Here is a 26,195-nt window from a genome sequence, read left to right as displayed (position 1 = left end):
CCAAATTGGCTTATCCGCCGCAGGACGATCACGCTTGAAAGTCAGGCAGCAACGGGATTGTCGCGGCGGTGCGTCAGGGCGCTTGCGCGCGGGAGCGGGAGGACGGAAGCGCTGATGGCGAGCAACGACGTGGTGCCGCTGGTCGTTTGGCGAAACGCCAGCGCGATGAGGAGTCCTCGAGCAGGGACTGGGTCGCGGTCAGCGTGTTATGAACGGATTTCCGTACAACGTCATGGCAAGAGACCGTGAGAGGTCATGGCTCGTCGCCGCCGCCACCGCACGGTTTGCGGCGCCGCACGCATCAACGATCTGTGTGCTCCCGACCCACGATTTCAGGAAAGCGTCGAGCCAGGGGCGAACCATCGTAAACGGAATCGGCCACGAGGGAGCAATCACCGCATCCAGCCCATTGTCGAGCAGGCGATGAGCGATGCCAAGCACTCCACCGCTCTCCGGATGCTTATCCATCCGGCCGCCGGAGCAGACGAATAGGATTGCGACGCGACTGCCCCGCAAGGCATCAATCAACTGTCGTAACTCAGTCGGCTCATGCTGGTCATCGCTTAGTCCCCTGAAATACCGATTGGTCTCGGCGAGGCCGCCGTGGGCACCTACAATCGCGAGATCGGCCGACGCGAGCGCGCCGGGCGCGGGATTGGTGGAGAGCGAGATATTTGCATCACGCAGTACATCTTCGATCTCACCCACCATCATGCTGAGGACGTCCAGATAGGATGCGTCCTGGGCTACTGGTATCCACGCTGCCGCAGTCCCGTTTCCCTGGTGGTTTCTGGCGAGGGACCTCTGCAGCCATGCAAGCGACGGCGTTGTCGCCAACGACTTGGTCACTCCCGCGAGATCGCCGTTGACGGTCAGAACATTTGGCGGCAAGCGGGAGAGATCACCTGCGATGAGAACCGCGCGCTCCGGCAGTTCGGGCACGCCGAGCCGCGCGGTCGCGGCTCGGAATTTATCGGAAGAGAGTTCAACCTCGCGGTACTCGTAGGGAAAGAGTTTGCTCCATTCGTTGAACTGCACGGGATCGAAGACCGTAGGCGCGACGGCGAGGGACGAGCTTGGACCGGCCGCGGTCACTGTCATGACCATGAGGCCAAGACTGTCGAGAACCATTCCGACCACCGGCAGTCCAAGGCCGGCGATCGCAATCGCGGCGTCCAGCGGGGAACTCACCTCGTCAAGGATCTTTGGGGCGGCTTTTGCCTCTCCGATCGCGTCCCGGATGCGCACGCCCTGCTCGGCGAGCAGTTCAAGCGAATAAGCGAAGGCGGCCGGGTCGGCGCACGCGGTCGCCGCCCTGGCCAGTCTTCGGCCCATTGTGCGGGCCATTCGGAGATCGTAGCTGATATCGTCATTGTATCGTGCCGCTTGCAGCGGGCCAGCAACCGAAGCGATGGCTGACGCATCGGGTAACCTTGCCGCGGCCTGGACCAATGCCCGCTGTGGCGCACTGAGAGTTGCGATCAGGCGGTCGAGGAGATCGAGGGTCGTGGCGGGGGCCGGTGCCCCCTCAGCGTGGGATTTGTCGACGAGCTGCCGCAGCATGATGGTGATCGGCAGAGCATCATCGCCAGAGTTCAGTACCAACGCGGCGTTGTCGGCGGCGGCACGAAGAAGCTGCGACAGCGGCCATCTGTCTGGGTTGCGCCTCTGGTGCTTGAGCAGCTGAGCATGGAGCTCGAGGGTGTCGAGCCGCGAATTGTAGACCTCGGCGTTGGACACGGTCGCCACCATCCCGCGCAGGCGCCCGATGAGGCCGATCGCGTCGTCTGCAAGTCCGAGGTCACGCAGTGCCCGAAGCAGGGTGCCTTGTTCGGTCCAGATCTCGTGCCAGGTGCCCTCGGAAGGCAGATCCGAAGCGGCGATCAACGTCAGTAACGCCTCGCGAATCCTTCCAACCCTCGTGTAGATATCGGCAAATGCCGCAAGCGCCTTTCTTCGGCGACCGGGCCGGTCACCGGCGCTGACCAGCACTTGCTCGGCAAGATCACGAGCCATCTGGGGCCGTCCGCTGGCCCCGGCCTGTACGGCTACGCCGCGGAGGATTTCCAGGTCCTCATCGGGATTGTTCGCGATAGGCGCAACGGCGAGAGCGACAGTCACGAAGTGCCGCATCAGCTGCTCATCGGCGGGATCTCGAGCATCGGGTGCGTGAATAGCAACCGCCTCGAGAAGGCCGGCCAGAACCGCGTCCGGATCCGCCTCGAGTATGTCGGCGGGGATCGCGTCATGGCCAGCGATGATCACACCATCTGCCTTCTCAGTTAACCACGTCAGGACGCGTCTCATGATGCCGGGCAACTGAGTGATGTCATCCAGCGGCTTGCCAGCAGAATGACGGTCCTTGTAGATGGTCGGCTGCCGTTCCGTGCGTTTGATGGCTTCCATCGCCAGCAGCGCAACACCGCTGAGTCCAAGGCGCTCCACGTCGAGTAGGTCGGCGACGCCGGTCCTGACGTGACCATCGTCCGGATGATCGGCGAGGTAGCTGGCGGCGAGTTCGATCAACTGGATTATTGTCGCCGGCCCTATCGCCGGGCTTCCAGATGCCAGCGAGCACTCTATCAGGGGCCGCGCCATGAGGAACCTGCTCCGATCCCAGGCGATGTCGCTCGCGAACAGCATCGCCACGGCCTCATCACGCCTTCCGGCGCGCTCCAGCGATCGCATGATCTCCCGCTGGAAATCGATCTTAAAGTCGGGCATTGCTGCAGCGAGCTCGCGCGCGAGCGCCACCGGATCGGCAAATCGCGGACTGGCGGTGCCCTCGGCGAGCACGCGGAAAACCTCACCGACCACTTGCTCGCTAGGGGCTGCGGACCCAGCCAGCAACTCTGCGGCTCTGGCGTAGTTCCCCTCTTGGGCTGCGTCGCGCCCATCGACGGACCGCAGCAGCTGGGATCCGGGATGAAGCGTTCTTAGCTGTTCACGGGTTTTGACCGCCAATTCGTGGCGATGCATGTCGCGGGCTATCTGGAGCGCGGCTTCCAGTTCGTTTGGTGCAATGAGGTCCGGGAGGGCGCGCTCGATGAGATGCTGAGCCAGATCATCATTATCGACATCAGCCGCGACCCGGGCGACGAGCAGGAGGTGTCCGCCTCGAAGGCTCGCGATCGTGTCGGCCGAGCTCTCCAGGATCCGGTGTACTTCATCGCGCATGCCCGCGCGTTCGAAGGCGACCAGGCGCATGGTCCACTTGGTGAGCGCTGATACAGTGTGGTTATCCTCGATCAAGGCTAATGCTTGACCGATGCCACCCGCCGCCGCGCGCTCGTATACGTCGTTCACCATGGCGAGCATGCTTTCCGGTGAGAATTCGTCGGAATGCGATTGTCCGCACAGGCCGACGTCACCGGCCGACCTCAGGAGTTCGATGTTGGAAGGCCGGTAGGGGAGGTGCTTACCGATATCGAGCAGGATGTAGCTGCCGCTGGCACGTGCCGCTTGCTCCGCCATCAACATCGTGTGGTGGAGGTGCGTACACCAGATATCTTCCTGCAAACGTGGTCCTGCGGATGATTCCGGCAATTCGGACCGATAGTGAGCCGCTTCACCGACAATTACCGCCTGATGGCGCGCGACCTTGCCGATGATTTGAGCCAGCGATGAGGAGGCAAAGTCAGTGGCATGCTCGACCTCGAGCTTGTCGATCGTGTCCTTCACGAACGGGACCGTTATCTCGTCGTCCTGCTCGAAGCGGCGATAGGCGCGCCGGACGCCCTCTTGGACCTCCTGCAACATACGATGGGGATCGCGACCTCCTGCCGGCGGCAACACGATTTTGACGGATACGGGACTGGGTCTGTCGGCCCGGTCGGACATCATGTACATGTAGCCCGCGATTTCGCCGAGGCGGGAGATGCTGTCGCGCTTTCCGAAAGCGAAGACGTCCGCGTTGCTCCAGCTAAAGTGGCGCAAGATGAGCGTCAGGAGCTCTTGTTCGTCCAGTTCTACTTTCACTTGCTCGGTCATTTTCGTCCGATTCTGCTCCGCAGTGCACCGCTGCGGGTTTCACGGCCGGGAGCAGGTGCTAGCTGCGCCGTCCGGCCCGGGATTGTTCGACCAAAGGCGAACGTCTGTTTGAGGGAATTGTGTTGCACGGGAAGGGTTTACCGGAAACAACTACGCCGAGCAATGAGCTGCGCGGTCCGTGTGGCCACTGAGAGGCGTTCGATGTCGATTAAGCAAGATGTTGTTGAAAGTGTTCTTTCTGGCCGTCCTGACCTGACTCCATTTCTGAGCAACTTCGCGAAAAGCTTTGACGTCACTTGGGGACGGGAAATCCGGCTTCACGGCACCGATGTCGTCGCTTTCTTTCTTCATCCGAAGCGCCACGTTGCGGAGATGTTTGGGTTCGAGCGGGAGATACTGCTGATCTTTCACCCGTACTCAACGCTTCAGGCTCGAATCCTGCACATTGCGACTCAGATCCTTTCCGAAGCGCCCGCAGAAGGTCGCGTGGAACCACTGCTTTTCGTGTTGGTCAGTCGTACGCCGGGGCTCGAGAAGGCGGTGAGAGGATTGCTGGCAGATAACTCGGCGTTGCGGCTCATCATTCCGTTCGAGTATGCCGAGACCCAAGCGTTGACCACGGATCTTCTGTTTCGGTTCCAAAAGTACCTGTTTACGCGTGATCTGTTCGACTTCGCTCAGCCGATCAAATCTGACGTCTATTATTTCGGGAGGCAGTCCTTCACGCTGTCGATCCTCGACTCGATCAAGAGAGGGGACAATGTAGGAATATTTGGCCTTCGCAAGGCGGGAAAGACGTCCCTGCTATTCAAAATCAAGCGTCTGATTGAAGCTGAGGGTGCTGCGACACTCGCCTACTTCGACTTGGAAGACCAGAACCTCTATCAAATGCGCTGGTGGGAGCTCCTAGAGCACATTGCCAAACAGCTGTTGCGAAATCAGATCAAGGAGACGTTTACCGAAAGGAACGCCTCACAGCTCTTCAGCGATGTCCTGGCTCGCTGCTATCGGGCAAGCCCGAAGCGAAAAGTGATTGTTGCGCTTGATGAGATCGAGCACATAAGCCCTGGCGATCGGCTGCGGATGCGGGCCCACTGGGACAGCGACTTCATTGAACTGTGGAAGACGCTACGCGCTATCCAAAATCAGCAACGACACGTGTCATTCCTCATATGCGGAGTCAATGGGACAGTTATCGAGACTCCCACATACCAGGGGCATGACAATCCGGTCTTCAGCATGGCGCAGAAGCGTTACGTGCCGATGTTCTCGGCCGATGAAATCGGCAACATGATTCGGACCTTGGGACGCTTCATGGGCCTTCAATTCGAAGAGAAGTGCTTCGGTTACCTGAAGGCGATGTACGGCGGTCACCCATTGCTGACCAGGCAGGCGTGCAGTCTGGTGAATCGGTCCATCGGCGAGACTGCGCGCCGCCCATATGTGGTCACAGAGGAATATCTCAAGAAAACCGAAGCGGCGCGGCATCTGCAGCTTAACACCTATGCGCGGTACACTCTCGGCGTCTTGGCGGACTGGTACCCCGAGGAATTCCAGATGCTTCAGCATCTGGCCAACGGCGATATCGAGGCGTTTCGTGAATTTGAAGCAGCGGTGCCGGAATACACTGAGCACCTGCGGAACTATGAGCTAGTCGTCGGGCAGCCGCCGAGCCTTGCGATGTCTTTCTTGACGAACTTCCTGAAACCGCGACCGGCGCCGCCTGTTCCGTCCGAGACGGTCGTTCAGATTACTGAGCAAGTCGCTTGGGACAATCGCCTTCTTGAGCTTTCACAGCTCAGGATTACCTTTGAACCCAGCCTTCGCAGATTCATCAAGATGAACTTGATGACCTATCACGGCGTGGACAAGTGGATTGTCCCGGTATTAAGCGCGGTCCCTGAGGAGCGTCGCTCCAAGCTCCAAGGTGTCGACAAAGACGAAATCCTGCAGAAGCATCTCTTTATGCCGGACCTGTTGAACACGCTGGTCAAGAATTGGTCTTCGTTTTCTCATCTCGAGAAGAACGTCGGAAATGCACGTCTAACAAAGGCGCAGGTCGAAATTCTTGTTGGATATGTCAACGCAAATCGGCAGGACGCACATCCGAAAGAGCTGTCCGAGCAGGAGCTTGCGACCCTTAGGGTCGTCTACGGCTCGTTAATGGCCGTGCTTAAGGCATACGAGCTGTGAATCATTGAGCTGAATGCGAACAGGCAAGTTGCCTGTCCTTCGGACCTTAGCGTTCAGCGATATTTGGAATCGGCGATCCGATGGCCACGGACCGAGCATGGACCGCGGACATGAACGCTGTATGGCCCATGCGCGATACCGCAAATGGTCGATCCAGAAGCCTTGCTTTGCGAGCCGAGCCGCTCGCTAGCGCGCTCAAGGAAGCGCGCTAGATGTTGTCCAAGTAATGGGCCTAACGCCTCTTTTCTGCCTTGAGTTGCCGGTCAGAATCGTCGAGGCAGACGCAGTATTTCACTGCATTTTGCGCAGAAACGGCGTTGCACGAAGGGAATTGTTCGAGTAGCCTGTCGCAACCTTAAAATGCATATTCTGATCATTGTGCATAAGACTTTGAGGTTTGCCATGTCCAGCGACGACCTGCTGCGTTCCTTTGTCGATCAGCATAAGGGTGAGGCGCGCCAAGTCGCCTCCTTGGTGGACAAGTCCGAGAACGACCTCTACGCGCTGTTGGCGTCCCGCGTGTCAACGCCGGGCGCCGGGATGGGTGCTGCGGACGATCGCTTTCGTACCCAATTCGATCCTGACGATCTCGAGCGCGGTCCGGCCATCGATCTTGGGAAACGGATTTTCTTCCGATGCTCGCAGGCCGCACATGAGTTCTGCTGCTCTCCGGGTGATCAAGATCGCAAATTGAGAGACCAGATGTTGAACGCAATCTTCTCGAAGGAAGGCGGCGGCATTGCGCTGTTAGCGGGTGGATTAGTGACTGCGTTTGGTCTTTCGCCCGCGGTCGCAGCCGTGGTCGCAGCTCTGCTGGTCAAGATTATTGTCGCGCCGACGATCAAAGAAGTGTGCTCCGCCTGGGGAGAAGCACTGAAAGACAAACCTTAGAGGCCAGTCTTGAAGGTGTTGTTTGTGGCGTCAAACCCGTCCGATGGGGTAACGCTTAATCTAGAACGAGAGGTGACCGAGTTGCAGCGGCGCTTCGCGGAAGCGCCTGGTGATCCTGTTTCGTTCACATTTCTCCCCGGTCTTCGCGCTGAGGATCTGCCGGCTGAGCTTGCCAAGCACCGGCCGGATGTCTTGCACATCTCGGCGCACGGCTCAGCCGAACAGCTCTCGCTCAGCAACGAGGCAGGCAAGAAGGTTGCGCTGAGTGCAGAGGCTCTTGATGCTTTTTTGCCGCCGTCATATCCGCCTCGATTGATCTACTTGAACGCTTGTGACTCGGAGGTGATCGCGCGGCAACTCACGCGAAGCGTCAGCATGGCCATTGGTACGACTGCCCCTATAACAAACCGGGCGGCTCGCGCCGGCGCGGTCGCGTTCTATGAGCGGATTTTGTCTGGCTCATCGGTCGGACAAGCATTTCAGGTCGTCAAACACATGATTGAAATGCTGCAAGATCAGCAGTCAAGCTCCGAAATCCACGCGCGTGCGGGTGTCGATCCGAATAAAGAGGTGCTGCATCGCGTGCCAAGGCTCATCGCGGACTTCCGAGGGGGAGATCCCAGCTCGACGAGCGGAGAGTTCCCGATCAGTTTTGGCATGGTCGGGTGCCCCGCCAATACGGTGCAGATCATCTTTTTCACCGACGAGCAAAGGTTTGTTGGCGAAAAGGAAAACCTCGAAAGCGATTTGTGTATCGTCGCGCGCGGCACGCCGGTTCGGAGCGTCATGTGGGCCGATGAGAGCAAGTCGTGGTCGGTCATCGGCGATTTTCGGGTCTTTGCTGTTGGAGTGACTGGCGACGGCCACACGTTTTCTGTTGCATCGTCGCTCGGCGACGCGATCGAAACGCGATACCTTCTGGGACCGGATAAATGTGTTCCTGCCGATATTGCAGCCGCTATCACCGCATTGCGAAACGAGGATCGTGGGCAGCTTGACTATCTTGCCGGCCGTCAGATCCGGCAGCGAAGAGAAGCCGAACGAGGCGCTGTTCGCACTGCAGGACAGGAAATTGCACCGGGAGACCGCGGCTCGGACCCTCCGATTGAGCCTTCGGTATAGTCAGGAAAGCAGAAGATGGTCGATATTTTCGCGGATTCCAGAGAATCAGGGCTTTGGCTCCAGCTCAGTGAAAATGGCGAGCCCCTCCTGGGAGCTCACTCGGCATCCGACAAAGTCGATCAATATGGTCAGATCACGGTCATGTGGGTGGGGCTGCCGCTGCATCATTCACTGGTGTCTTTCTGCGCGAAGGTGGCTGAACAACTCGACGTTCACGGCGAAGGCACGATGTCCCTGGTCGGTCGAGAGTTCAGGAAGGGGCTTAAGAACATTTACGAGGGGCAGTCCTGGCTTCAGGCTGGCGCGGAGCCGGAGACGAAACTCGTGAGGTACGAGTGCTCGGCAACGCCGCAGCAGAGGCTTCCGACATCACCGGAGGTCACGGAGCGTGTCATCGTGTGGGCCGCGTTAGAGACCCGATTGCCTTTAGCCGGAATGGGCGAAGACAAGCCGGACGAGGACGAGAACGTCGGCGTCAATTTGCCTCTATCGCGGCTCTTGACGCTGCAGGACGAACTCTCAACCCTTATCGCGCAATCGCATCAAGCTGAGTTTGATATAGGCGCAATCCGCATCGCATTGCGCTCGCTGCACGAATATCTATTGCCGAGGCCGCAAGCCAAGATCATGGCTGCATAGTGAGGTCAGGATGGCCACCCAGGAACAGTATGGCAAGCTTGTCGTCCGGTCGCTCATCGTGGACGCAAATGGCAACGAAGTGTCGCACGTCTACATCGGATCGAATTCCGGTTCGTCCCGCCACCTCGTGGAGGTCGAAAACTGGAGCACGGTTTCTTTCGACGTTGATGTCGACGTCGAGTTGCCGCAGGGACAGCGCCGGTTATCGTTTGACGGCGCGACAAGCAGCTGGACCGCCAACGTTCGAGCGCTGGCGGACGGCGAGAACGACCGGGACGAGAAAGGAATCCAGGCGAATGGCGCTTCCACGGGGCATGAACGCATTCATTGCACGGCTGTGAAATGGAAGAAAGCCGGACACCACCGGTGGACGGTTGCCACGGCAGGGCTGCCGTTGAAGTTGGCCGTTAGTGTCGAGTGAGACGAGAAAAGAGAGCCCTTCCATATTTAGGTAAGCCGATTGAATTTGTTTATCTTTCTTCTTTGGAGGCGGCCTTGTTTAACTATCTGTGTAATTGCATCGAGGCCTCCCGCGGGGGCGCGATTTGCAGTCACGAAGCTGGGAAAGCGACATCCAACAGCAGTTAGGTTGGCGACCTCGCCATTTTCGCCGTTCCTCAGCGCCTCTGCTGACGGCTCTGTTGCGCACCGGGAGCAATGTCGATCATACGGATGGTGCACATGCTGGCACAGGAGCTTCAGCTGTTGGCGATGCCCAAGGTTGGCAATTACCGCGACCAGGACATGAACGCGCTCGCGGAAGGATCGCGGCGTTGGAAGGCGATCGTCAGCTTCAGCCAGGATTATGTCGAGCAGGCGATCAGTCGGAAGCTCATGGCCATCGCGGCCCACGAGGTCGCCCATATCGCCAACAATGACATCCGGCGCACACAGTACGCGTGGTCATTCAAGGACGCGCTGACCCGGTACATGCTCTTCGAGCGGGCGCTTGCCTTCACGCGCTGGACCGTCAGCTGGGCTGCCGAGCTCCCCGTCCTGAAGCAGCCCCGTAAGCGGGAATTCTGGGCGGATGCGGCGGCCGCCGCCTTGCTGGGACGCGAGTCCGTGATTGAAACGCGGCGCGGGCTTGACGGCGACCCCGTTGAGCCTCCGCCGTTCCAAGCTCGCCTATGCAAGGTTGATGATCCGCCCAAATCCAAAGGACTTGGACGCGCCGGGTCGTCGGGCGCGTCCCTCAGCCATACCGCAGCGATTGGTCTTCGACCCATCCACCCGTTGCGGACCGGATTGAAGTTTTGCAGAACGTCACATTCAGCCTGCGGCTTCCCTGCCAGAGGATCGATCCAGCGCCACGTGGTCGAGTTCTTTAGCTCTGATTCGAGGCAGGCGCTTGTTCAGGAGTGACGAGTTTTCGATGATGTCTTATGGGGAAAAACATAATGCGAACGTTTGCGAAAGGCAGTCACCTTGCTTTAGTTAGTGCAGTATTTGTATTGGGCGGATGCGCCATCGCGCCCGTCACGGATGACGTTGCGCACATCTCAGCGTCGAATATTGCACGCCAGGTCCGCTGTGAGACGCGGCATGCCGTCATCGAGGCTTTGATCGGCTATCTGGCGAGCCCCGACAACAACCGGAATAAGAAGAAACTCGACGACTATTCCTTTGCCATCGGCAATGCACTGAAACAGGCCTATCGCGACGATCCCGAGTCGATAAGGGCCTTTGATCCGTCGCAGGTGACCGGTTTTGCCCGCACGGTGACCAAACTCCTCTACGGCACCGGCATCGCCTACTACTACGATCTGACCGGCCTGGAAACGAACAATGTCGATCCGACGGCGAACCTTATCAGGCCGACGCCGATCACGTCACTGGTGACCCTTGGCCTCTCGGGCAATTTCGATCGGCAGAGGCAAAACGAATGGTCGTTCACGATCACCGACAACTTCGGAAACCTCGTTCAGAAGACCAGTGAGAGCTACTGCGAGAACCACTTGGCGCGAACCGAAGACTATGCCTATCCGATCGCGGGCAAGGTCGGCATCGCGAAACTGATCAAGGAGTTCACCTTGATGAGCCTTTTCGAGAACCTCGACGAGCTCAACAAGGACGTAACGACGGTCAAGAAAGGGCCGCCGAGCATGGTGCAGCAGCTCCAGTTCACGACAACCATCGGTGGGGGCGCTACGCCCACGATCGTCTTTGCGCCGACGGGCCCGAATTTGCAGGCCACCAACGTGAGCTTTCCGGTGACCGCGTCGCGCAAGGATACCCACCAACTCACGGTAGGGCTTTATCTGGATAAGGGCGAGGCCAAGCTGCTCGATGCGGCGCGAGGCCCGATCTATGAGGGATCGCTTATCACCGCGTCAGGCGGGAGGGCTGAACTGGGCGCGGCAATGGCGGTTCAGCAGTTTCTAGCACTGAAGATTTTCAAACCGGCAATTTGAGGGGGAGCCTAGATATGGCAAAAGCTAAGAAAGCGAAAACGGGCAAAGCATCGCCAACCCGGAGAGCGCGAAAAGTCACCAACAAGGCCGCTGCGCCGAAGCCCGCCCGGCCAGGCGGCACCCACGTCGATTTCGGTGTCCACGGCTTGGGAAAAATCATGGCGGCGGTCCACAATGCGGGTCTGGGTGATGAGCTCAACGCTCACCTCGAGGATTCCGGACAATTCGTCAAGGTCAGCCGAAAGAGCCTGACCGCGATCAAGAATTTTGTGAAGAAGAAGCCCGAGCTCTCCGATCTGGCCGAGACGATCAGTGACTGTGATTGCCCGCCCGATGATCCCGGCTGCGTTTACATTCCGGGATAGGTTGGCGCCGCCAGAGAACAAAGCGACGGGCGCAAAACGGCCCGGCAAATTTGTCCGTATGGACGTCTGACCGCGCCGTTCGTCCGCAGCTGATCGGCAATCGCAGCACGTTCGGTAGCTAGCTCTCGGCGAGCGCCGCTCGGCAGCCTCGGCCATCGCGGGCTTCTTCAGGTTGACGATGTTGTCCGCCGCCCGCGGCGATACGCCGTCGCGGACGGCGTCCATGATCACCGCCTTGGCGACTTGTCCGAGGTAGGTGGCCCTGGTGGGTACCCAGTGCTGCGTCATATCCAGCGAGACCGCCAGGGCGAGCGCTCGGCGTGTTGCAGGGCTGGCGACGACTTCCAGCTTTCCGGACGAGGCTATCGATCGTCAGCGCCGCGCAATCGCCAGCGGGTCGTTCAAGTGGTCGCGGGTCAGCAGCCACAACACATCCAACAAGTCCATCACATCGGGGACGACAGCGCCGCAAGTGCGGCTTGGCAGGCTGCCATGGCGCCTAACCTTCGGGCTGTCGTCGATACCGTATGCAAAGCCCGAAAGATACTGGCGCCAGGTGTTGATATCCAGACACAAAACAACGCTGCACAACATAGAAGGACGACCTAGCCGAGACATGGACCACCGCCACGAAGGCAACGTCGGGCCTGGTAGTGGCGACCGCCTCGCGCAACGCAACCGCCCGCTGCGCGGTCAGCTGGGTGAACAGTCGTTGGGGGCGGGCAGCACCTGCGTGGTCGTTGTCCCCGTCACCGGCTATCTTGCTCGCGGCGTGAACAGCAGCCGGCGGCTCGTCGGCCTCGCGCATGGAGCCGCCTTCGATAGGCACGCCAAGGTGGCGAGCGTTGCGGTTCGTTTGATTCAAGTCGGCGGTAGCTAATTTGCGATAGGTGCCTATATGAGAGGCGATTGCCTTAACGAAAGAATGCGAATGCCTTCCTGCATATTCTGCGGCGAACCCCTCGGTCCCGATACGAAGCCGGAACATATTCTGCTCGACGCGGTGGGCGGGCGGATGACGACCAGGACCGTCGACTGTTCAGCCTGCAACAACCTGTTTGGGAACGGCATCGACAAGGCCTTCGCAGATCAGTTGCCGGAAATTCGCAATCTGTTGCAGTTCAGGTCCGGGAGCGGGCGCACGGCACCTGCGCTCAAGAACGTGAAGGCTGGCGAGCAGATCCTCAATCTCGGTGGCGATGGCAAGATCGATCTTGTCAGCAAACCGTTTACAGTGAAAGAGAATCCAGACGGCACTTTCGTCGTCGACATTCACGCGCGATCGATTGAAGAGATCGAGAAGTTGATTCCGCACATTGCGGCGTCAATCAAGATGCCAGTGGAAGAATTTCGCAAGCAGCTGCTGGCCTCGCCCGCCTCGATGATCGAGCAACGTCCCAACACGATTCCGTTCCGATTATCGTTCGGCGGCATCGATGCCTTTCGTTCAGCCATGAAGTCCTGCCTGGTGCTTTGGGCAACCGTGGTCGGAAACGATGAAGTGAGCGGCGAACCCTACTGCGCAGCGCGAGATTTCGTGATGGTAGGCGGCGAAGCTTTCTGTCGGTCAAGGACGATGCTCGACACACGTCCGATCCCGATCGTCGATGAGATCAGAGCGGCCTACGGACCTCTGTTCAATCTGATCCACGTACAGAGCGATGCAACGGGCTGCGTCATCGGCCACTTCACACTCTACAATCTGATCGCCTTCCGCGTTGTGCTCGCTGAGATGGGAGGCGCGCCCGACCGCAGAATGACGCTGGTGTCGAATCCGGAGGCGCCGGAGGTATGGTCGAAGGGAAGTAATTTTGAGTTGCCATTCGAGTGGCTGTCTGCCCCGGAATATAACCTCGAAGACGTCAGGGGCCGCCTCGCGCGATTCCACGCGCGCTACGCCGCGTCCAAAACGCCCGATGAATTCGAGCGTATGATGGTCGATGTCCTGGAGAAGAATGGGTTGAAGCAGGGGGGCCCTGTCTCGGCCGCACTGGCGCACAAGATCGGCGGAGAGTTGGGCCTCCGAGTTGCCATGCACCGGCTCGGCCTGCCTTTCGAGGAAAAGGCCACGTTGGCTGAGCTGATGCGCCGATACCGGAAGCAAGCGGCCGCGCCGAAAGAAGATCCGCCGTCTAGCGGCGGCGACGCGAAGGATTGATACGGCAAGGGCTGTGCGATCTGCGCGAGCTGGGGTAATCCGATCTCGGCCACTCGCTAATCTTGTGCTGGGACTGATTCGACCCAGCAAAGGAGACAAGCGATGGCCTGTATGTCGGACTGGATGTTTCACTAAGAATGACGTCAATCTGTGTCGTCGAGGCGGATGGCTCGTCGGTATGGGAAGGCAAAGCCGAAAGTGAGCCGGTCCCGTTGGTAAAGGTGCTTTCGCCTTGGCGAGATAAAATCGCTCTCGTCGGAATCGAGGCTTGTCCGCTTTCCGAATGGCTTTACGGCGCATTGGTTGAGAGCAGGTTTCAGATCGTCTGCATTGAGACCCGGCATGCACAGCGCTTCTTGTCTTCTCGTCCCAACAAGACCGACCGCAGCGATGCGCGTGGCATCGCTGAGATGATGCGGCTCGGACACTATCGATCGGTGCATGCGAAGAGCAGAGCGTCACAGCTTCTTCGAACAACCCTGATCGCGCGCAAGAGGTTCGTTGATCATATGCTGGCGATCGAAGACACAATCCGGGGGCTGATGAAGGTGCATGAATTAAAGCTTGGTGCAGTGCATCGGAGTGGATTTGCGGCGAGGGTCGAAACTCTGCTCGCCGATGCACCAGACTTTCGTATGGCCATCGGGCCACTGCTTGAAGCGCGCAACATGATGCTTAAGCACAAAGCCCTCATGGATCGGCAGCTTTCGCAAGTGGCTCGCAAGGATTATGTTTGCAAGCGGTTGATGACCGTATCCGGCGTTGGACCGCTAGTCTAGTGACCTATCTTTCAAAGCGACGATAGACGATCCAAACCGGTTCAAGGATTCCAAGGCCGTGGCGGCGCATCTGGGATTGACCCCTCGCGTCTATCAGTCGGGTGAGATTGATCGATCAGGCAATATCGGCAAATGCGGTGACAAGCTGATGCGGCATGCGCTCTATGAAGCCGCGAACTCGCACATGCGGATTTCAAAAAGGTGGTCGACACTTTGGGCCTGGGGCGTCAAGCTCGCCAAACGTATCGGGTCCAGAAAAGCGTGCGTGGCAGTCGCCCGCAAACTCGCGATTATGCATGCATCGGATGTGGGTCGAGGAAACGGACTTCCGCTTCGGAAAGCCACCTGTGACCCAACCCACATAAGAATCGTCCCGGCGTATCGATCTGCTCTGCCGAGGACGTGGGTAGGGTCAGTCCGTTTCGATCCCTGTGCGGTACTCAAGCACGCGCTGTGAGCTTGGACGACCCAACTCGCCGGACCCCATCATGGAGCATGCCGCAGGGCTGACTCCGGACAGAAGCGCGGGCCAGGCAGCGGTGGATCGCGGAACGATAGCCGCATGATGCGGCAACGATCGTTACCCGAATGGGCGGAGATACCGGCAAGCGGTGGCTTCGGTCGCGGATCTATGCCCGAGACTAGAGCGTGACTGCCCGAAGGGCTGGCCGAAAAATCATTTTCCAGTTTGCCCCAATAGCAGACATTTGGAGGACTAAAGCGGAGGTCCGAAAAGTGCCAAATCCAGACCTACTCCACTATGAACAATCAACGGTAGAACCTGTGGCAACACACTTGCCGTCGCCCATGTGCACCTTTAGCTTACCCATGCAATCTCTTTGCCGGTGGGGAAGTTGGAGAATGAATGATGGAGATATGCCGAGCCTTTCATGAGGGCCGCCTGCAATGATCGAGAGCTCTCGGATAATTTTTGACCTAGAGCAAAGGTTTGCGAGGCTGTTGGAAGGTATTTTAACCGCGGAGAAATATGAAATCGTCTCTCGCGATGAGCGGGTCTTCCCAGATCTCATCGCACGAGCATTAAGAACCAAAGCGATAACAGTCTTCTCATTGAAACTATATAGATCGGAGCGAACCAGTTTCACGCTTCTTGAGCACGCAGTCGATGGTCTGCAGCAAGATGTGAAACGATATGGCGCGGCCTATGGTATTTTGGTGATTACGTCAATTCTTTCGGAACGGCAAAAGGCACGAGTTACTGGTTTGGAGAAAATTGCGGTCTGGGATCGTGTTGACCTAACCGAGAGAGCGAAAAGGGCTGGGAATGGCGCAATCCTGTCGCTGAATGAATTACTTAAACACATGCGAATGGATGAGCAGACGACTCCATCGGCTGCGATCGCGGAGCTTGTCGAGGAGATTATTGTAACTCCGAGACGTGGCGCGGAGTTAGCTGAAAAGCTGCAAGCTAGTTCGACGGGGCGAAATAAAACCGCCGCGAAGAACTTTGAGGTTCTTTGTGAGCAGGCGTTGACGCTCTTGTATGGAAGTGACTTTGCGGCTTGGACGCCTCAGGCACGGGTTGACGGTGGATTTCAGCGTATTGACCTCGTGGCTCGCCTTGTCCCAATTTCGCCGTTCTGGGTGAACTTGGCCCATGATTTCCGGTCGCGCTATGTCATTTTTGAATTTAAAAACTATCCCGGGGCAATAACGCAAAGCGAAGTCTATTCGACCGAGAAATATTTATTCACATCAGCTTTGCGGTCAGTCGCAGTAATCGTCGCGAGAAGCGGGTTTAGTCAGAGTGCGGAGAAGGCGATGAACGGAGCTCTGCGCGAGCAAGGAAAGTTAATTCTTTGTATCGACTTGAAAGAACTATGTACTCTTTTACGGGGTTATGATGTTGGTGATGACCCTTGCAATCTCCTTATCCAAAGATTGGACGAGGTGCTTACGCGCATCTCGCGCTAACATCGGTTGCTCAACGTCCGGCTTGGGCTACAGGTGCTTTGAGCCAATCTTCATCGACGGCTTGATTTCCGCTATGGGTCAAAGTGAGGCCGCCGCACTCGATCTTGGGTCGGCCGCTTCTACCCTGAAACCGGACATACCGCCCCTGGAAAAAAAGGGGCTTGACCTTTCAACTCGGATTACAGAAGGGATCGTCACCGCAGGCTGGAACATTGGCCCGGCGCGCGCAGCGCGTCGAGCCCGGTCGCTTGCAACGCGTCATGTCGGTGTTACGACTTTCCACTTTCTGCGGCATGAAGCCGCTGGAGTGCATTGATCAGCTCGGCCAGCCACCCCCTGAAGGTGCTGTTCCAAATGTCATTATGGTCGCGGATGATGTCTGGCGTAGTCTGGGCAACAATAAAGGGGTTATGAGCACGAAACTCCTGGTCGTAATTGTCGACCTCATCCGAGGGCGGCTCGGTAAGGCGGCTAAGGCAAAGATCTGCCCCGGCAAAGCTCTCCGTGATCGGCTCGTCGGTGGGACCGCTACACTTTCCCTTCTCCAGCAAGTGGGTGCGGAATGCCGCATAGTTACCGAGCGTGTGGAGCTCGCGGGAGGTGCGCGCGAGGCCGAGCCATTGCCCGACCGGGAAAGCTGCCTTCGTTGCCCAGTCCCCGGTAGATGAGATGGTGATCACCAGTGGCGCCTGTGTGGGGGAGAACGTCTCCCGGTTACGGGTGAAGCTGTTGATGGTCGAGTACCGAGCCGCCTCAAAAGCGGGATTCAGCAGGATGACTGCGTCCGCCAATCCCTGAACCAGTTTGTATTGGCCGCCTGGAAATCCAGGATGGGCTTCTTCCACGGCGGTCACCAGCGGTTGGGCCGTAGCTGAGAACAGAACGCGCGCTCCGAAACTGTGCCCGATGGCGATGAATTGATCCTGCTGATGGGGATCCGCTTTAACGATCGAACCTATCGCGCTGAAGATGAACGTGACATTTGCACTTTGCGCAATGCGGTCCGCATTGTTCTTCTTGACCCAGAATGTGATGTTCTCGAGTGGCCCCCAGAGCGGTGCATCGGCATTCCAGCCAACATAGATGCCGACGACGTAACGCTTGCCGGCGTGCGTTTTGCGCAAAGTCTGGATCAACTCGGTGAAATGCTGCAGGTCGGAGTCGGCCGCGTCGGCATTATGCTTCCAGCCGTGGATGTAAAGGACGGCGAGCTTCGGCAACCTCGGGGCATTTGGATCAAATCGTACGCCGAATGAAGACTTTGGCCGGGGACGGTCCCAGTTCAGTTCGTAGAGGGCGTTTGTTAACTCGCATCGGTCAGCGAACTCTCCCGAATTGGTGAGCCGGATGACCTTGATGTCATCGTTGGGGCGCTCGATTATTCGTGGATCGTCCTGGGGATCGTCCTGATCCGCGTTGCATTTGTTTTGTGGCCGTCCCGCGGCCGGCTCCGCCAGGTTGAAGTAAAGGGGAGCGAGCAGGAAGGCCGCAAAAGCTACGATGAGGCCGAGGGAAAGCTTGTTTCTATTGAAGAAGCCCGAACGCTTCGGAAATCTGGTTGGCACGGTAATATGACCCGTCGTGAGAGTATCAGTGCGATCGTCAGTCGATGAGTCCATGGGGCTTCACTGCCTGGTCCGGGCTCTCGAGCTTACAGCTGACCCCGCCTTCAGGCAGGCATTCCAGTCGGGGGTTTCGGACGCCAGCTTCTGGTCCAGGAACAAGGCCAGACGGACGCCTGCTCGCTTCAATTGCAGCTTGACGTCAGTTTCAGCCTTCGCGACGTAAACCGCATCAATCTGTTGCGGCGTATCCTTCGAAAGCGGCGGCGAGCCATAAGCATCGTTTTTTCCCAAGTTGAAGGCTTCCATCGCCCAGTCCTCGGGCTTGCCCTGCGCCCATTCGGCGGCTTGGGCGGGAGTGATCTCGGCTAGCAGCTGCTTTGAAAGTGCAGTTGGCGGCTTGGCAATGGCGTCGACGAATTGTGTGTCCCAGAAGCCGTGCAGCTCATCCTTCCTGGTGTGCTTGAAGCCTTCCACTGTCACCTTGACGCTGTTGCCTCCGTAGTCGTGATTGTCCGGAGAGTGCAGCGGCTGATGGAGGTCTCCCGCGAAGTGCAGTACGAACTTCAGGGCCATCACCCGCTCTTCCGCGTCGGTGCCGGAATCCGCAAGTTCGGCGCCGAACTGCTCGACCTTGTCCACGGCACAGGCTTGGGGAGGGCCATCCGACGCCAACATACGCGCCGGCAGTGGCTTGCGGCCGAAGCACGCCGCCGTCAGATCGGGAGTGGCGATTTCGATATCCGTGAAGTGCCAGTTCTGGGTTTCCTGGTAGTGATCGCGGCGATTGTTTTCGTCGCGAAACTTGTCCGCCCATGTTGCGGCATTGGCGATGTCGTGAGGGACCAGATTGTCGGTATCGGCCGCCAAAAGCGATTTAACGGCGTCGCTGGCTTTTGGTGTGAGACATTGCTGAGCGATTAGTGCGATGGTCTTATGGCCGTCGTCTCCCCAGGCCAATGCGGATTGCGGTAGCGCGGCGAGAATCGGCAAAGCCAAGGATAGGGCAACGATCTTCATGGCTATAACTCCTCCAACAAAATGACGGGGCAATTCATGGCGGACGAAAATCCGCTGGCAAGACGAGCATTGTCGCATGGCACGCCGGCCTCTGCCCGCGAGAGATGCTTTTGCACAAAGTCCGTCAGTTTCGTCGTGTGACATCGGGGTGGCCAGCAAAAGGTGGCCAGGAAAATCAACTGATCAATGGTGGTGAATGTAGCTCAATGCAACTACACGCACAAGTCGATTGGGTGATGATGCCATGGCGGGCCCGCCGTAGTCCCGACCGTCACGCCTATCTGCCAGGCAAGCGGTTGCGCCTATTCACTCACAAGCGGACTAGGCCGGACATGGCGGACTGCAGGATTTTAAGGCATCTCGTTGATTGTCAGACGAAGGCCCAACGGATGTTCGTACAAACTTATTTTGTGAAGGCTCGAATGCCCCACCATATGGGTGGCAAAGCGAGGACGAAGATTGCGGCGAATACGCAGCCAGCAGCCATGTTGAACATCGTGAACTTGCGGTTCGCGATGCGAGCATTCACGGAGATCTGTACGCAGAGATCATCGAGATAGCGTTCGGTAACGCTGTGGCTGTCGTGAGGTTTGTAACGTTCTGTGACGCGGTCGTGATACCGAGCTACCGGTATCTGTGCGATGTGCCCCCAATACAACAAGCTCATCGAGTCGTCCTCGGCCTCGAAAAACTTGGCCAGAACTTGGGGTACAAACGACAAGATACAAACCAGGCCGCCCACCGCGAAGAGCGGGAGCGCCACGCAGAAGGCAACATTGTAGCCGAGAGGGAGGGGATTGGGTCCCGTCAACAGGTTGATGGTGCCGATGATCCATGCCGAGGAGAAAGTCAGAAGAGCCGCATTTTTCGTCTCGGCAAATTTGACGAAATCGATCGTGCGACCAAGCTGGGTCGAGAGGATTTTCTCGAAGGCTTCTTCTTGATCGTCCTTCATCGGCTTTCCCATGTTTTCGGCTCGACCAGTGAGTAACTGGTGCTCCGGCCTCCCGCCGCATCCTTCTTCAGCATGCCGAGCGCGACCAGTTCATCAATGTCCCTGGACGACGTTGCTTGCGAAACCTTGGTCAGCTTCGCCCACTTGGAAGAGCTCAGTTTACCTTGAAAGCCCTCAAGAAGCCGATTGAGAACGACCCGTTGACGCTCATTGAGTTGTTTGCCCGCGTGTTCGTCCCAGAAATTCGCCTTCCGCAGGACGCTCGCGAGGATAACCGAAGCGCCATCAAAGGCGCGATCTAGGCAAGCCAAGAACCAGCTGAGCCACTCGGTAATGTCTAGGCCTCCTTTCTGGGTTCTTTCGAGAATGGCGTAGTAATCATTCCGATCGCGACGGATCTGGGCCGACATGCTGTAGAAGCGGCGGCCGCTGTTCTCGGAACGCGCAAGCGCTAAATCCGCGATAGCTCGCGCGATGCGCCCATTGCCATCCTCGAAGGGATGCACGGTTACAAACCACAGATGGGCAATCGCCGCTTTGAGGACGAGGTCCATATCAGCGCGGCTGTTGAACCACGCCAGAAAGGCATACATTTCACTTTCAATCCGTCCGGCGGTGGGAGCCTCGTAATGCACGTGCTCACGCCCCACGGGTCCCGAGATGACTTGCATGGGTCCGGACTTGTCGGTGCGCCATGCGCCGACCGCGATTTTGGTCATACCGCTTCGGCCGGTGGGAAATAGGGCCGCATGCCAAGCGAAGAGGCGTTCGGCCGTGAGTTCGTCGGCATATTTTTCGGTAGCGTCGAGCGTCATTTCGACGACGCCCCCAACATTCCGATCTGCCGGCGTGAGGGCACCGATGTCGACGCCGAGCCGGCGGGCAATTGACGAGCGTACCTGGTTGCGGTCGAGGACTTCGCCCTCGATCTCGCTGGATTTCACGACTTCTTCAGTCAGGTTTTGGAGAGTCGCTTCGGCCTGGAGCGGGAAGCCCAAACGCTCCATCCGGCCTATGAGGCGACCCTGCTTGTGGCGGACGGAGGCGAGCCGATCAGTGATGCGCTGAACGTTCCAGTTGAAATTCGGCCAGTTTGGGTCGTCATGGACGTACGGCATAATCTCCTCATCGCATGCAGAGATTATGGGCTCTTTCGCGTCATCGACAATACTTCTCGTCAAAAAATGACGAGAATAATCTAGATAAGCTCTCACACCTCACGCTGATCCAAATATTGATTCGTCGAAAGTCCCGAGGCGTTCCAAATGTTCCTGATGTGTTCTATTAAGGGTGGACCTGTGGATGGTTCTCGTTCGGGACTAGCGGAACTTTCCAAGGCGCACCATTTGCGGTTGTGCCCGAGATTATCACCCAGATAGCGCTTTGCGCTCGAACAGGAGCTTTAGATCATGGCAGGCCGCAATTGGAACAAGGATCGGGCGACAAAGCGTATTGACGCAAAGATCGATGCGCTCAAGGACATCGAGATCAAGGAGTATGTCCGAGACACCAATCTCGCCAACTTGTCCAGCACAGTCGCCTATCGCGTGGATGGCGTTCATCTCTATGCTGACATTCTCAATATGAAGGACATGTTGGCTGTCACCGAGATCGAAGGCGAGACGTGCCACAAGCGGACGCTCAGGTTTCTGAATTTGCACTACAGGGCGGCTTACCGGATCATTGCCCGGGTAGATGCCATTCTGGTCGACTTCCACAATCAGCGCCTGCATTCGGTGGTGACAAAACCATACGACGGCGAAGCCAAACGGGTTCATCGTGCGGTGGCGACAGGCCAATTGATCATCGATGTGTTAGCGCAGACCGGCGAAGACGCGGATCACCCGGCGGCGAAGGTTCGGATTGGTATCGACACGGGAAAAGCTCTTGCGGTTAACAACGGTCGCCGCGGTCACCGTGAACCGCTGTTTCTCGGCGAGCCTGCAAACCACGCGGCCAAGCGGGCGGGTGGCGGGACGGCAACAGGCATCTACCTCACCAACACCGCGCGCAAGGCAATCGGCCTCGCGGAAGTGACTAGCGTCGATAGCTCGCCCCTCACGACGGCCGAGATCGAAAAAAGCCAAAACGAGGCAAAGCTGGAGGTTACGGCTGCCGACATCGTCAAGGAGTGGCAGGAGGACTTGAAGAGCAATCCTATCGGCGCGTTCGAGTTTTCGGGCCACACTCCGCCGTACGCCACGCTGGATATTGAAAGCCTGTCGGCCAAAAATTCGCGCCGTCAGGAAGCCGCAACGGTCTATGGCGATCTGGACGGCTTCACGAAGTATGTTGGCGCGAACATCGTGACCGATGACGGTGCTAAGCATGTCGTGCGCACGCTTCACGTCCTGCGGTCTGAGCTGGACGCGGTGCTGCACGAGGACTTCCAGGGTCACAAAGTGCGTTTCATTGGCGACTGTATTCACGGTCTCTTGGTGGAGGGAACGGCGCAGACGACCGACACCCAAGAAACCATCAGCAATATGACCTTATGTGCCGGCGCGATGCGCAGCAGCTTCAATGTGGCACTAAAGCGGTTGAAGGAAAAAGGTACCGATGCGTCTAGCCTCGGCTTAGCGATCGGGTTCGAGTTTGGCCCGATGAACGTCACTCGGCTGGGAATGAAGGGCGATCTTATTCGCTGTTCCGTCAGCCGCGGCGTCCTGGCTGCAGAAAGTGAACAATCGCGGTGTACAGGCAGACAGACAGCTATCGGAAAGGTGGCCTACGCAAAGTCCACACATGGTGTGCACGCCCTTTTTGGTGACGCCCGGGTCCGTACCGACCTCGACTATGAGACTGCCGTCAACGAAATGGCTGGCAAGGATGACAAGTCCGCGCGTGCATCGAAGGCCATGGCCGCATCAAGCCTGCTTCAGCCGCCCTCGGCCGCAGCTCAGCCCTTCAGCTTTCCGAACCGTCCGACGGGGCCGGCCAAGCCCGATGGGTTTGCCTGATGTGGTGGTACCTTTCTGACCTCGCACGGTTCAGAAGTGAAAGGATTGGCCTTGATACGTTGGCCAGTGATGTCGCCTGGCTCGCGCCAGTGGGCTGGCGAACCGACGATTCAAAGAAGCTGATTTATGACGCTGATATCGTGATCGGCGCGCGGACCTTCCCGGTCTATCTCATCTATCCAGAGAGTTTTCCGCACACGCCCCCGTCCGTCTTTCCGCGCGGCGACGCGTCGCTTTGGTCCAATCACCAGTTCGGTCCCGGCGGTGAACTCTGCCTCGAATATGGACCGGATAACTGGACAAGCGATAGAACGGGCAGGCAAATGCTCGAAAGCGCTCATCGACTGTTGTCGACGGAAAATCCTCCAACCGGTGATCGGAAAGATGTGCCTTCAAGGCATGATGTCTCGCTTGGTCAGACCCTACGCGCCACCACGTTCCGACTGTTGATCACCCGTTCGTTGGAAAGCTTCTTCGCGAACGTCGAGGCCGGGACCAAACTGAAAGCCAACATGCTCGTGCTCTACCGTGGGCAGAGCAACGTATATATCGTCGACAAGATAACGCTGCCCGATGGAACGGTTTGGCAAAACCAGGACGTGCCGCCGACTCTCGGCCGAGAGACGTTCGAGCGAACCATAGGGTTACGTCGGCTTGCTGATGGTCAATCCCTGCCGCCGATCAACGATGTCGCGGAGTTCAAAATGGCGGCAACCGCGCTTGGGTTCGAAGCCGATGACACGACGCTGATCATGCTGAAGGGCAAGGCGGCTTATGGATTCATCGTACTGGACAAATCGGTGGTTCCAATCTCGGCGATTGGACCGGAACCGCAGGCTCGTCGATTGGACGAGGCTTACGCGTGTTTGCGTGCTAAGCGCATTGCTATTGTTGGGTGCGGCTCGCTGGGAAGTAAAATCGCTGCAATGCTCGCAAGAGCGGGGGTAAGCGACTTCTATCTGATCGACGATGACCTGTTGCAGCCTGACAATTTGGTACGCAACGACCTCGACTGGCGCGATGTGGGTACGCACAAGGCAGACGCTGTCGCAGAACGTATTCGCAACGTCAACCCGGCGGCTGAGGTGTACTTTCGGCAGATTCGTCTTGCGGGACAGGAGTCGAGTGGAAGCGCCGACGCTGCTTTGTCATCGCTGGTGCGACGAGATTTGTTCATTGATGCGACGGCCAATCCGAACGTCTTCAATCTAATGTCGGCGATAGCTGAAAGCGCGGAGCGGCCGATGATCTGGGCTGAGGTGTTCGGAGGAGGGTTTGGTGGATTGATTGCTCGATATCGGCCGGGAACTGAGCCTAACCCTCAACTGATGCGGCGAGCCGTAGAGAACTGGTTTGGCGAACGACATCACAAGCCCGCGCGCGCTGGCCGAGACTATGCAACCGGTGGAGAAGGTCCAGTGCTTGTTGCGGATGATGCAGATGTGACGAGTATCGCCGCTTCGGCAACACGGCTCACGATTGATACCTTGATTGGCCGAGATCCGTCCTACTTTCCGTTTTCGGCCTATGTCCTGGGTCTGGCGCCGGAGCCAGGCCTGTTTACCCAAGCCTTCGAGACCTATCCAATCGAGATGAGCGGTGCCCCGGCGCCTGAGCCCAAGCCGGGACTCACGCCCGATGAGATCGGTTTGGAAGTCGCCGAAATCGTGAAGATATTCTCGCCCAAATGAAATTGATTTTGCCGGTTGACTTAGTCGGGCGCTTGCGAAAAGAACTCCGCACCGCGGGCGACCGGGAAATCGGCGGAGTGCTCGTGGGCGAGCACCTGCATGACGCAACCTTCCGCCTGGCAGATCTTTCCGTGCAGCGGAGCGGCGGTTCGGTGGCGCATTTCGTGCGCGACGTTGAGCAGAACTCGACGTTCTTGAGAGATTTTTTTGCACGAACGGGAAACGACTATCAACGGTTCAACTATCTCGGCGAATGGCACTCCCACCCACGATTTAACGCGTTACCCAGTGGGCAGGATTTGCGAACGATGCAGGACATCGTCGAGAGTCCAGACGTCGGCGCGCATTTTGCCGTGCTTCTCATTGTATCTCTTCGCCGCAGAGGGGTCCTTGAGCTGTCGGCTGTGGCATTCCGACCTGGAACCTCACCAGAGAGCGTCGATGTCGTTATGGAAGACGAGACGATGAAGGCCGAAAAGGGCTGGTTACAGCGTGTTATCGACCTTTTTCGATCGCGAAGGTTCTGACGCCCAGCCTTCTGACAAGCTCGCGGATGGTGTCGCAGGCCGGGGAGATGCGCGATGAGATCGTGGCCTCCTCGCCTGCATCATAGGACACGAGCGTCAATCCTTGAAGGTCTGACGGGAGTTTGAGATCTTTGATCCTCGGGTGGACCAAAATTGTCCGGTACCTGGTCAGTTTTCCCATGAATAGGCCGAGCTCGAACAGGACGTTGTCCCGAACGGTAGGAGCCCGCCGGCCACGCGATTCCGAAATGTCGTCAGGTTCTGCAATGGCGACCGCGAAATCGGATTCGCTGACCTGCTTTTCGAGCGCTTCAAGGGTGTACCCGCCAGCGAAAAATACCCCGTCATCCCACACCGTGCTGAACACATCTTTTTCAAGGCCAGCTCGAAGTGCGTGCGCAACCTTCAGCGACTCGGATGAGGACATGATGAAGAGCTTTGCAGCTTTGTTGGGCGGATAAATCGTCTTGTTGCGCTGAAGCAGGCGTCTTGAAAGCTCCTGGGCGATCGGCAGCCACAGCGCAGGAAACCGTTGGCCGACGTCCAGGAATGCGGTGCTCGAAAGCTTCAGAAGTACTGACGGCTCAAGGGTCGTAACGGTTGCCGATCGAAGTAAGGATGGTTCGATCGCTGCCATCTCTCCTACATGCTGGCCGGCAGAACGCACGGCGACCTGGGCGCCGTTGACTGTAATCGCTACTACGCCGGCAACGAGAAGATAGATTTCGTTGTCTGCTCCGCCCTGGACAATGATGTTTTCACCAGGTCTGTACTCGCAAAGCTCGCCGGCGTCTGCCAGCGCGTTGGCTATGTCCTGGCTACCGCCCGCAAAATCTTGACGGCGAAGTGCCGCGACGAGCAGGGCACGGTTCTGCGTTCCCTCAAATCTTTCTTTCACAGGCCCCGCCTTCCCAATTTAGGTTTCTTTAAAATGGTGCGGGCGGCCGGACTCGAACCGCCACGGGGAATCCCAACGGATTTTCTTTCCGCCTAC

The 26,195-nt window shown here is 58.0% G+C and carries 23 protein-coding genes; 16 read left to right on the top strand and 7 right to left on the bottom strand.

The features are described from left to right. Positions 1-198 precede the first annotated feature (198 nt). Positions 199-3,990 (bottom strand): hypothetical protein, encoded by a 3,792-nt coding sequence (locus XH92_RS35825; protein ID WP_194456318.1) that lies wholly within the window; start codon positions 3,988-3,990, stop codon positions 199-201. A gap of 201 nt (positions 3,991-4,191) precedes the next feature. Between XH92_RS35825 and XH92_RS35820 the strand changes: the two genes are divergently transcribed. From XH92_RS35820 to XH92_RS35785, 8 genes are all read left to right on the top strand, one after another. Continuing rightward, a complete protein-coding gene (locus XH92_RS35820; RefSeq protein ID WP_194456317.1) occupies positions 4,192-6,183 on the top strand; it encodes an AAA family ATPase in 1,992 nt (663 codons plus the stop codon). Between the two features lie 402 nt (positions 6,184-6,585). After that, positions 6,586-7,074 carry a hypothetical protein gene (locus XH92_RS35815; RefSeq protein WP_194456316.1) on the top strand — a complete coding sequence of 163 codons (489 nt, stop codon included), beginning with the start codon at positions 6,586-6,588 and terminating at the stop codon, positions 7,072-7,074. 15 nt (positions 7,075-7,089) lie between these two features. Continuing rightward, on the top strand, positions 7,090-8,196 hold the full coding sequence (locus tag XH92_RS35810; protein ID WP_246788615.1) for a CHAT domain-containing protein: 1,107 nt from the start codon (positions 7,090-7,092) through the stop codon (positions 8,194-8,196). Positions 8,197-8,211: 15 nt separating this feature from the next. Next, a complete protein-coding gene (locus XH92_RS35805) occupies positions 8,212-8,835 on the top strand; it encodes a hypothetical protein (protein WP_194456314.1) in 624 nt (207 codons plus the stop codon). 10 nt (positions 8,836-8,845) lie between these two features. Then, entirely contained in the window at positions 8,846-9,256 is a 411-nt protein-coding gene (locus tag XH92_RS35800; RefSeq protein ID WP_194456313.1) for a hypothetical protein, read from the top strand. Positions 9,257-9,516: 260 nt separating this feature from the next. Next, positions 9,517-10,200, top strand: coding sequence for a M48 family metalloprotease (locus XH92_RS35795; RefSeq protein ID WP_194456312.1), 684 nt, complete (start codon positions 9,517-9,519; stop codon positions 10,198-10,200). A 35-nt stretch (positions 10,201-10,235) separates the two neighbouring features. Continuing rightward, entirely contained in the window at positions 10,236-11,249 is a 1,014-nt protein-coding gene (locus XH92_RS35790) for a hypothetical protein (RefSeq protein WP_194456311.1), read from the top strand. A 14-nt stretch (positions 11,250-11,263) separates the two neighbouring features. Next, positions 11,264-11,614: a hypothetical protein gene (locus tag XH92_RS35785; RefSeq protein WP_194456310.1), complete on the top strand. Its 351-nt coding sequence runs from the start codon at positions 11,264-11,266 to the stop codon at positions 11,612-11,614. Positions 11,615-11,986: 372 nt separating this feature from the next. On the opposite strand, the gene XH92_RS35780 is transcribed toward XH92_RS35785, so the two are convergent. Further along, entirely contained in the window at positions 11,987-12,208 is a 222-nt protein-coding gene (locus XH92_RS35780) for a hypothetical protein (protein ID WP_194456309.1), read from the bottom strand. Positions 12,209-12,230: 22 nt separating this feature from the next. On the opposite strand from XH92_RS35780, the gene XH92_RS35775 reads away from it, so the two are divergent. The 5 genes from XH92_RS35775 (at position 12,231) to XH92_RS35755 (ending at position 16,486) form a co-directional block, all read left to right on the top strand. Continuing rightward, positions 12,231-12,494, top strand: a complete 264-nt coding sequence (locus XH92_RS35775) for a hypothetical protein (RefSeq protein WP_194456308.1) — start codon at positions 12,231-12,233, stop codon at positions 12,492-12,494. A gap of 51 nt (positions 12,495-12,545) precedes the next feature. Next, positions 12,546-13,772 (top strand): HNH endonuclease, encoded by a 1,227-nt coding sequence (locus XH92_RS35770; RefSeq protein ID WP_194456307.1) that lies wholly within the window; start codon positions 12,546-12,548, stop codon positions 13,770-13,772. 137 nt (positions 13,773-13,909) lie between these two features. Continuing rightward, positions 13,910-14,551 (top strand): transposase, encoded by a 642-nt coding sequence (locus XH92_RS35765; RefSeq protein ID WP_194456306.1) that lies wholly within the window; start codon positions 13,910-13,912, stop codon positions 14,549-14,551. 58 nt (positions 14,552-14,609) lie between these two features. Beyond that, positions 14,610-15,008 carry a transposase gene (locus XH92_RS44045; protein ID WP_371817862.1) on the top strand — a complete coding sequence of 133 codons (399 nt, stop codon included), beginning with the start codon at positions 14,610-14,612 and terminating at the stop codon, positions 15,006-15,008. 449 nt (positions 15,009-15,457) lie between these two features. Beyond that, the gene (locus tag XH92_RS35755) at positions 15,458-16,486 is read left to right on the top strand and encodes a hypothetical protein (RefSeq protein WP_194456305.1); all 1,029 of its coding nucleotides are present in this window, start codon (positions 15,458-15,460) and stop codon (positions 16,484-16,486) included. A gap of 269 nt (positions 16,487-16,755) precedes the next feature. On the opposite strand, the gene XH92_RS35750 is transcribed toward XH92_RS35755, so the two are convergent. From XH92_RS35750 to XH92_RS35735, 4 genes are all read right to left on the bottom strand, one after another. Continuing rightward, the gene (locus XH92_RS35750; protein WP_194456304.1) at positions 16,756-18,105 is read right to left on the bottom strand and encodes a hypothetical protein; all 1,350 of its coding nucleotides are present in this window, start codon (positions 18,103-18,105) and stop codon (positions 16,756-16,758) included. 6 nt (positions 18,106-18,111) lie between these two features. Beyond that, on the bottom strand, positions 18,112-19,068 hold the full coding sequence (locus XH92_RS35745; RefSeq protein WP_194456303.1) for a S1/P1 nuclease: 957 nt from the start codon (positions 19,066-19,068) through the stop codon (positions 18,112-18,114). Positions 19,069-19,471: 403 nt separating this feature from the next. After that, on the bottom strand, positions 19,472-20,023 hold the full coding sequence (locus XH92_RS35740) for a Pycsar system effector family protein (protein ID WP_194456302.1): 552 nt from the start codon (positions 20,021-20,023) through the stop codon (positions 19,472-19,474). Next, positions 20,020-21,141, bottom strand: a complete 1,122-nt coding sequence (locus tag XH92_RS35735; protein WP_194456301.1) for a Fic family protein — start codon at positions 21,139-21,141, stop codon at positions 20,020-20,022. The genes XH92_RS35740 and XH92_RS35735 overlap by 4 nt, the downstream gene beginning before the upstream one ends. Positions 21,142-21,432: 291 nt before the next feature. Here XH92_RS35735 and XH92_RS35730 point away from each other — a divergent pair, with 291 nt between their 5' ends. From XH92_RS35730 to XH92_RS35720, 3 genes are read left to right on the top strand one after another with little or no spacing between them, the layout of a single operon-like run. After that, on the top strand, positions 21,433-22,983 hold the full coding sequence (locus XH92_RS35730; RefSeq protein WP_194456300.1) for a transcriptional regulator: 1,551 nt from the start codon (positions 21,433-21,435) through the stop codon (positions 22,981-22,983). After that, a complete protein-coding gene (locus XH92_RS35725; RefSeq protein ID WP_194456299.1) occupies positions 22,983-24,674 on the top strand; it encodes a ThiF family adenylyltransferase in 1,692 nt (563 codons plus the stop codon). Before XH92_RS35730 ends, XH92_RS35725 begins: the two co-directional genes overlap by 1 nt. Then, positions 24,671-25,201: a Mov34/MPN/PAD-1 family protein gene (locus XH92_RS35720; RefSeq protein ID WP_194456298.1), complete on the top strand. Its 531-nt coding sequence runs from the start codon at positions 24,671-24,673 to the stop codon at positions 25,199-25,201. Before XH92_RS35725 ends, XH92_RS35720 begins: the two co-directional genes overlap by 4 nt. Here XH92_RS35720 and XH92_RS35715 read toward each other — a convergent pair. Then, complete coding sequence (locus XH92_RS35715; protein WP_194456297.1) at positions 25,170-26,099, bottom strand: TIR domain-containing protein; 930 nt, start codon at positions 26,097-26,099, stop codon at positions 25,170-25,172. The two genes, XH92_RS35720 and XH92_RS35715, sit on opposite strands and share 32 nt — an antisense overlap. Positions 26,100-26,195: the final 96 nt, after the last annotated feature.

This window comes from Bradyrhizobium sp. CCBAU 53421 (genome assembly GCF_015291625.1).
Classification (GTDB): domain Bacteria; phylum Pseudomonadota; class Alphaproteobacteria; order Rhizobiales; family Xanthobacteraceae; genus Bradyrhizobium.
The sequence above is the reverse complement of the archived record's forward strand: the minus strand, read 5'-3'. Positions and strand labels throughout refer to the sequence as shown.

Coding starts and splice junctions, on each gene's coding strand:
- XH92_RS35770 (WP_194456307.1), top strand. CDS start 12,546: ATGCCTTCCTGCATATTCTGCGGCGAACCCCTCGGTCCCGATACGAAG.
- XH92_RS35730 (WP_194456300.1), top strand. CDS start 21,433: ATGGCAGGCCGCAATTGGAACAAGGATCGGGCGACAAAGCGTATTGAC.
- XH92_RS35805 (WP_194456314.1), top strand. CDS start 8,212: ATGGTCGATATTTTCGCGGATTCCAGAGAATCAGGGCTTTGGCTCCAG.
- XH92_RS35825 (WP_194456318.1), bottom strand. CDS start 3,990: ATGACCGAGCAAGTGAAAGTAGAACTGGACGAACAAGAGCTCCTGACG.
- XH92_RS35725 (WP_194456299.1), top strand. CDS start 22,983: ATGTGGTGGTACCTTTCTGACCTCGCACGGTTCAGAAGTGAAAGGATT.
- XH92_RS35785 (WP_194456310.1), top strand. CDS start 11,264: ATGGCAAAAGCTAAGAAAGCGAAAACGGGCAAAGCATCGCCAACCCGG.
- XH92_RS35745 (WP_194456303.1), bottom strand. CDS start 19,068: ATGAAGATCGTTGCCCTATCCTTGGCTTTGCCGATTCTCGCCGCGCTA.
- XH92_RS35820 (WP_194456317.1), top strand. CDS start 4,192: ATGTCGATTAAGCAAGATGTTGTTGAAAGTGTTCTTTCTGGCCGTCCT.
- XH92_RS35775 (WP_194456308.1), top strand. CDS start 12,231: ATGGACCACCGCCACGAAGGCAACGTCGGGCCTGGTAGTGGCGACCGC.
- XH92_RS35750 (WP_194456304.1), bottom strand. CDS start 18,105: ATGGACTCATCGACTGACGATCGCACTGATACTCTCACGACGGGTCAT.
- XH92_RS35735 (WP_194456301.1), bottom strand. CDS start 21,141: ATGCCGTACGTCCATGACGACCCAAACTGGCCGAATTTCAACTGGAAC.
- XH92_RS35720 (WP_194456298.1), top strand. CDS start 24,671: ATGAAATTGATTTTGCCGGTTGACTTAGTCGGGCGCTTGCGAAAAGAA.
- XH92_RS35795 (WP_194456312.1), top strand. CDS start 9,517: ATGCTGGCACAGGAGCTTCAGCTGTTGGCGATGCCCAAGGTTGGCAAT.
- XH92_RS35800 (WP_194456313.1), top strand. CDS start 8,846: ATGGCCACCCAGGAACAGTATGGCAAGCTTGTCGTCCGGTCGCTCATC.
- XH92_RS35780 (WP_194456309.1), bottom strand. CDS start 12,208: ATGTTGTGCAGCGTTGTTTTGTGTCTGGATATCAACACCTGGCGCCAG.
- XH92_RS35790 (WP_194456311.1), top strand. CDS start 10,236: ATGCGAACGTTTGCGAAAGGCAGTCACCTTGCTTTAGTTAGTGCAGTA.
- XH92_RS35815 (WP_194456316.1), top strand. CDS start 6,586: ATGTCCAGCGACGACCTGCTGCGTTCCTTTGTCGATCAGCATAAGGGT.
- XH92_RS35765 (WP_194456306.1), top strand. CDS start 13,910: ATGACGTCAATCTGTGTCGTCGAGGCGGATGGCTCGTCGGTATGGGAA.
- XH92_RS35740 (WP_194456302.1), bottom strand. CDS start 20,023: ATGAAGGACGATCAAGAAGAAGCCTTCGAGAAAATCCTCTCGACCCAG.
- XH92_RS35755 (WP_194456305.1), top strand. CDS start 15,458: ATGATCGAGAGCTCTCGGATAATTTTTGACCTAGAGCAAAGGTTTGCG.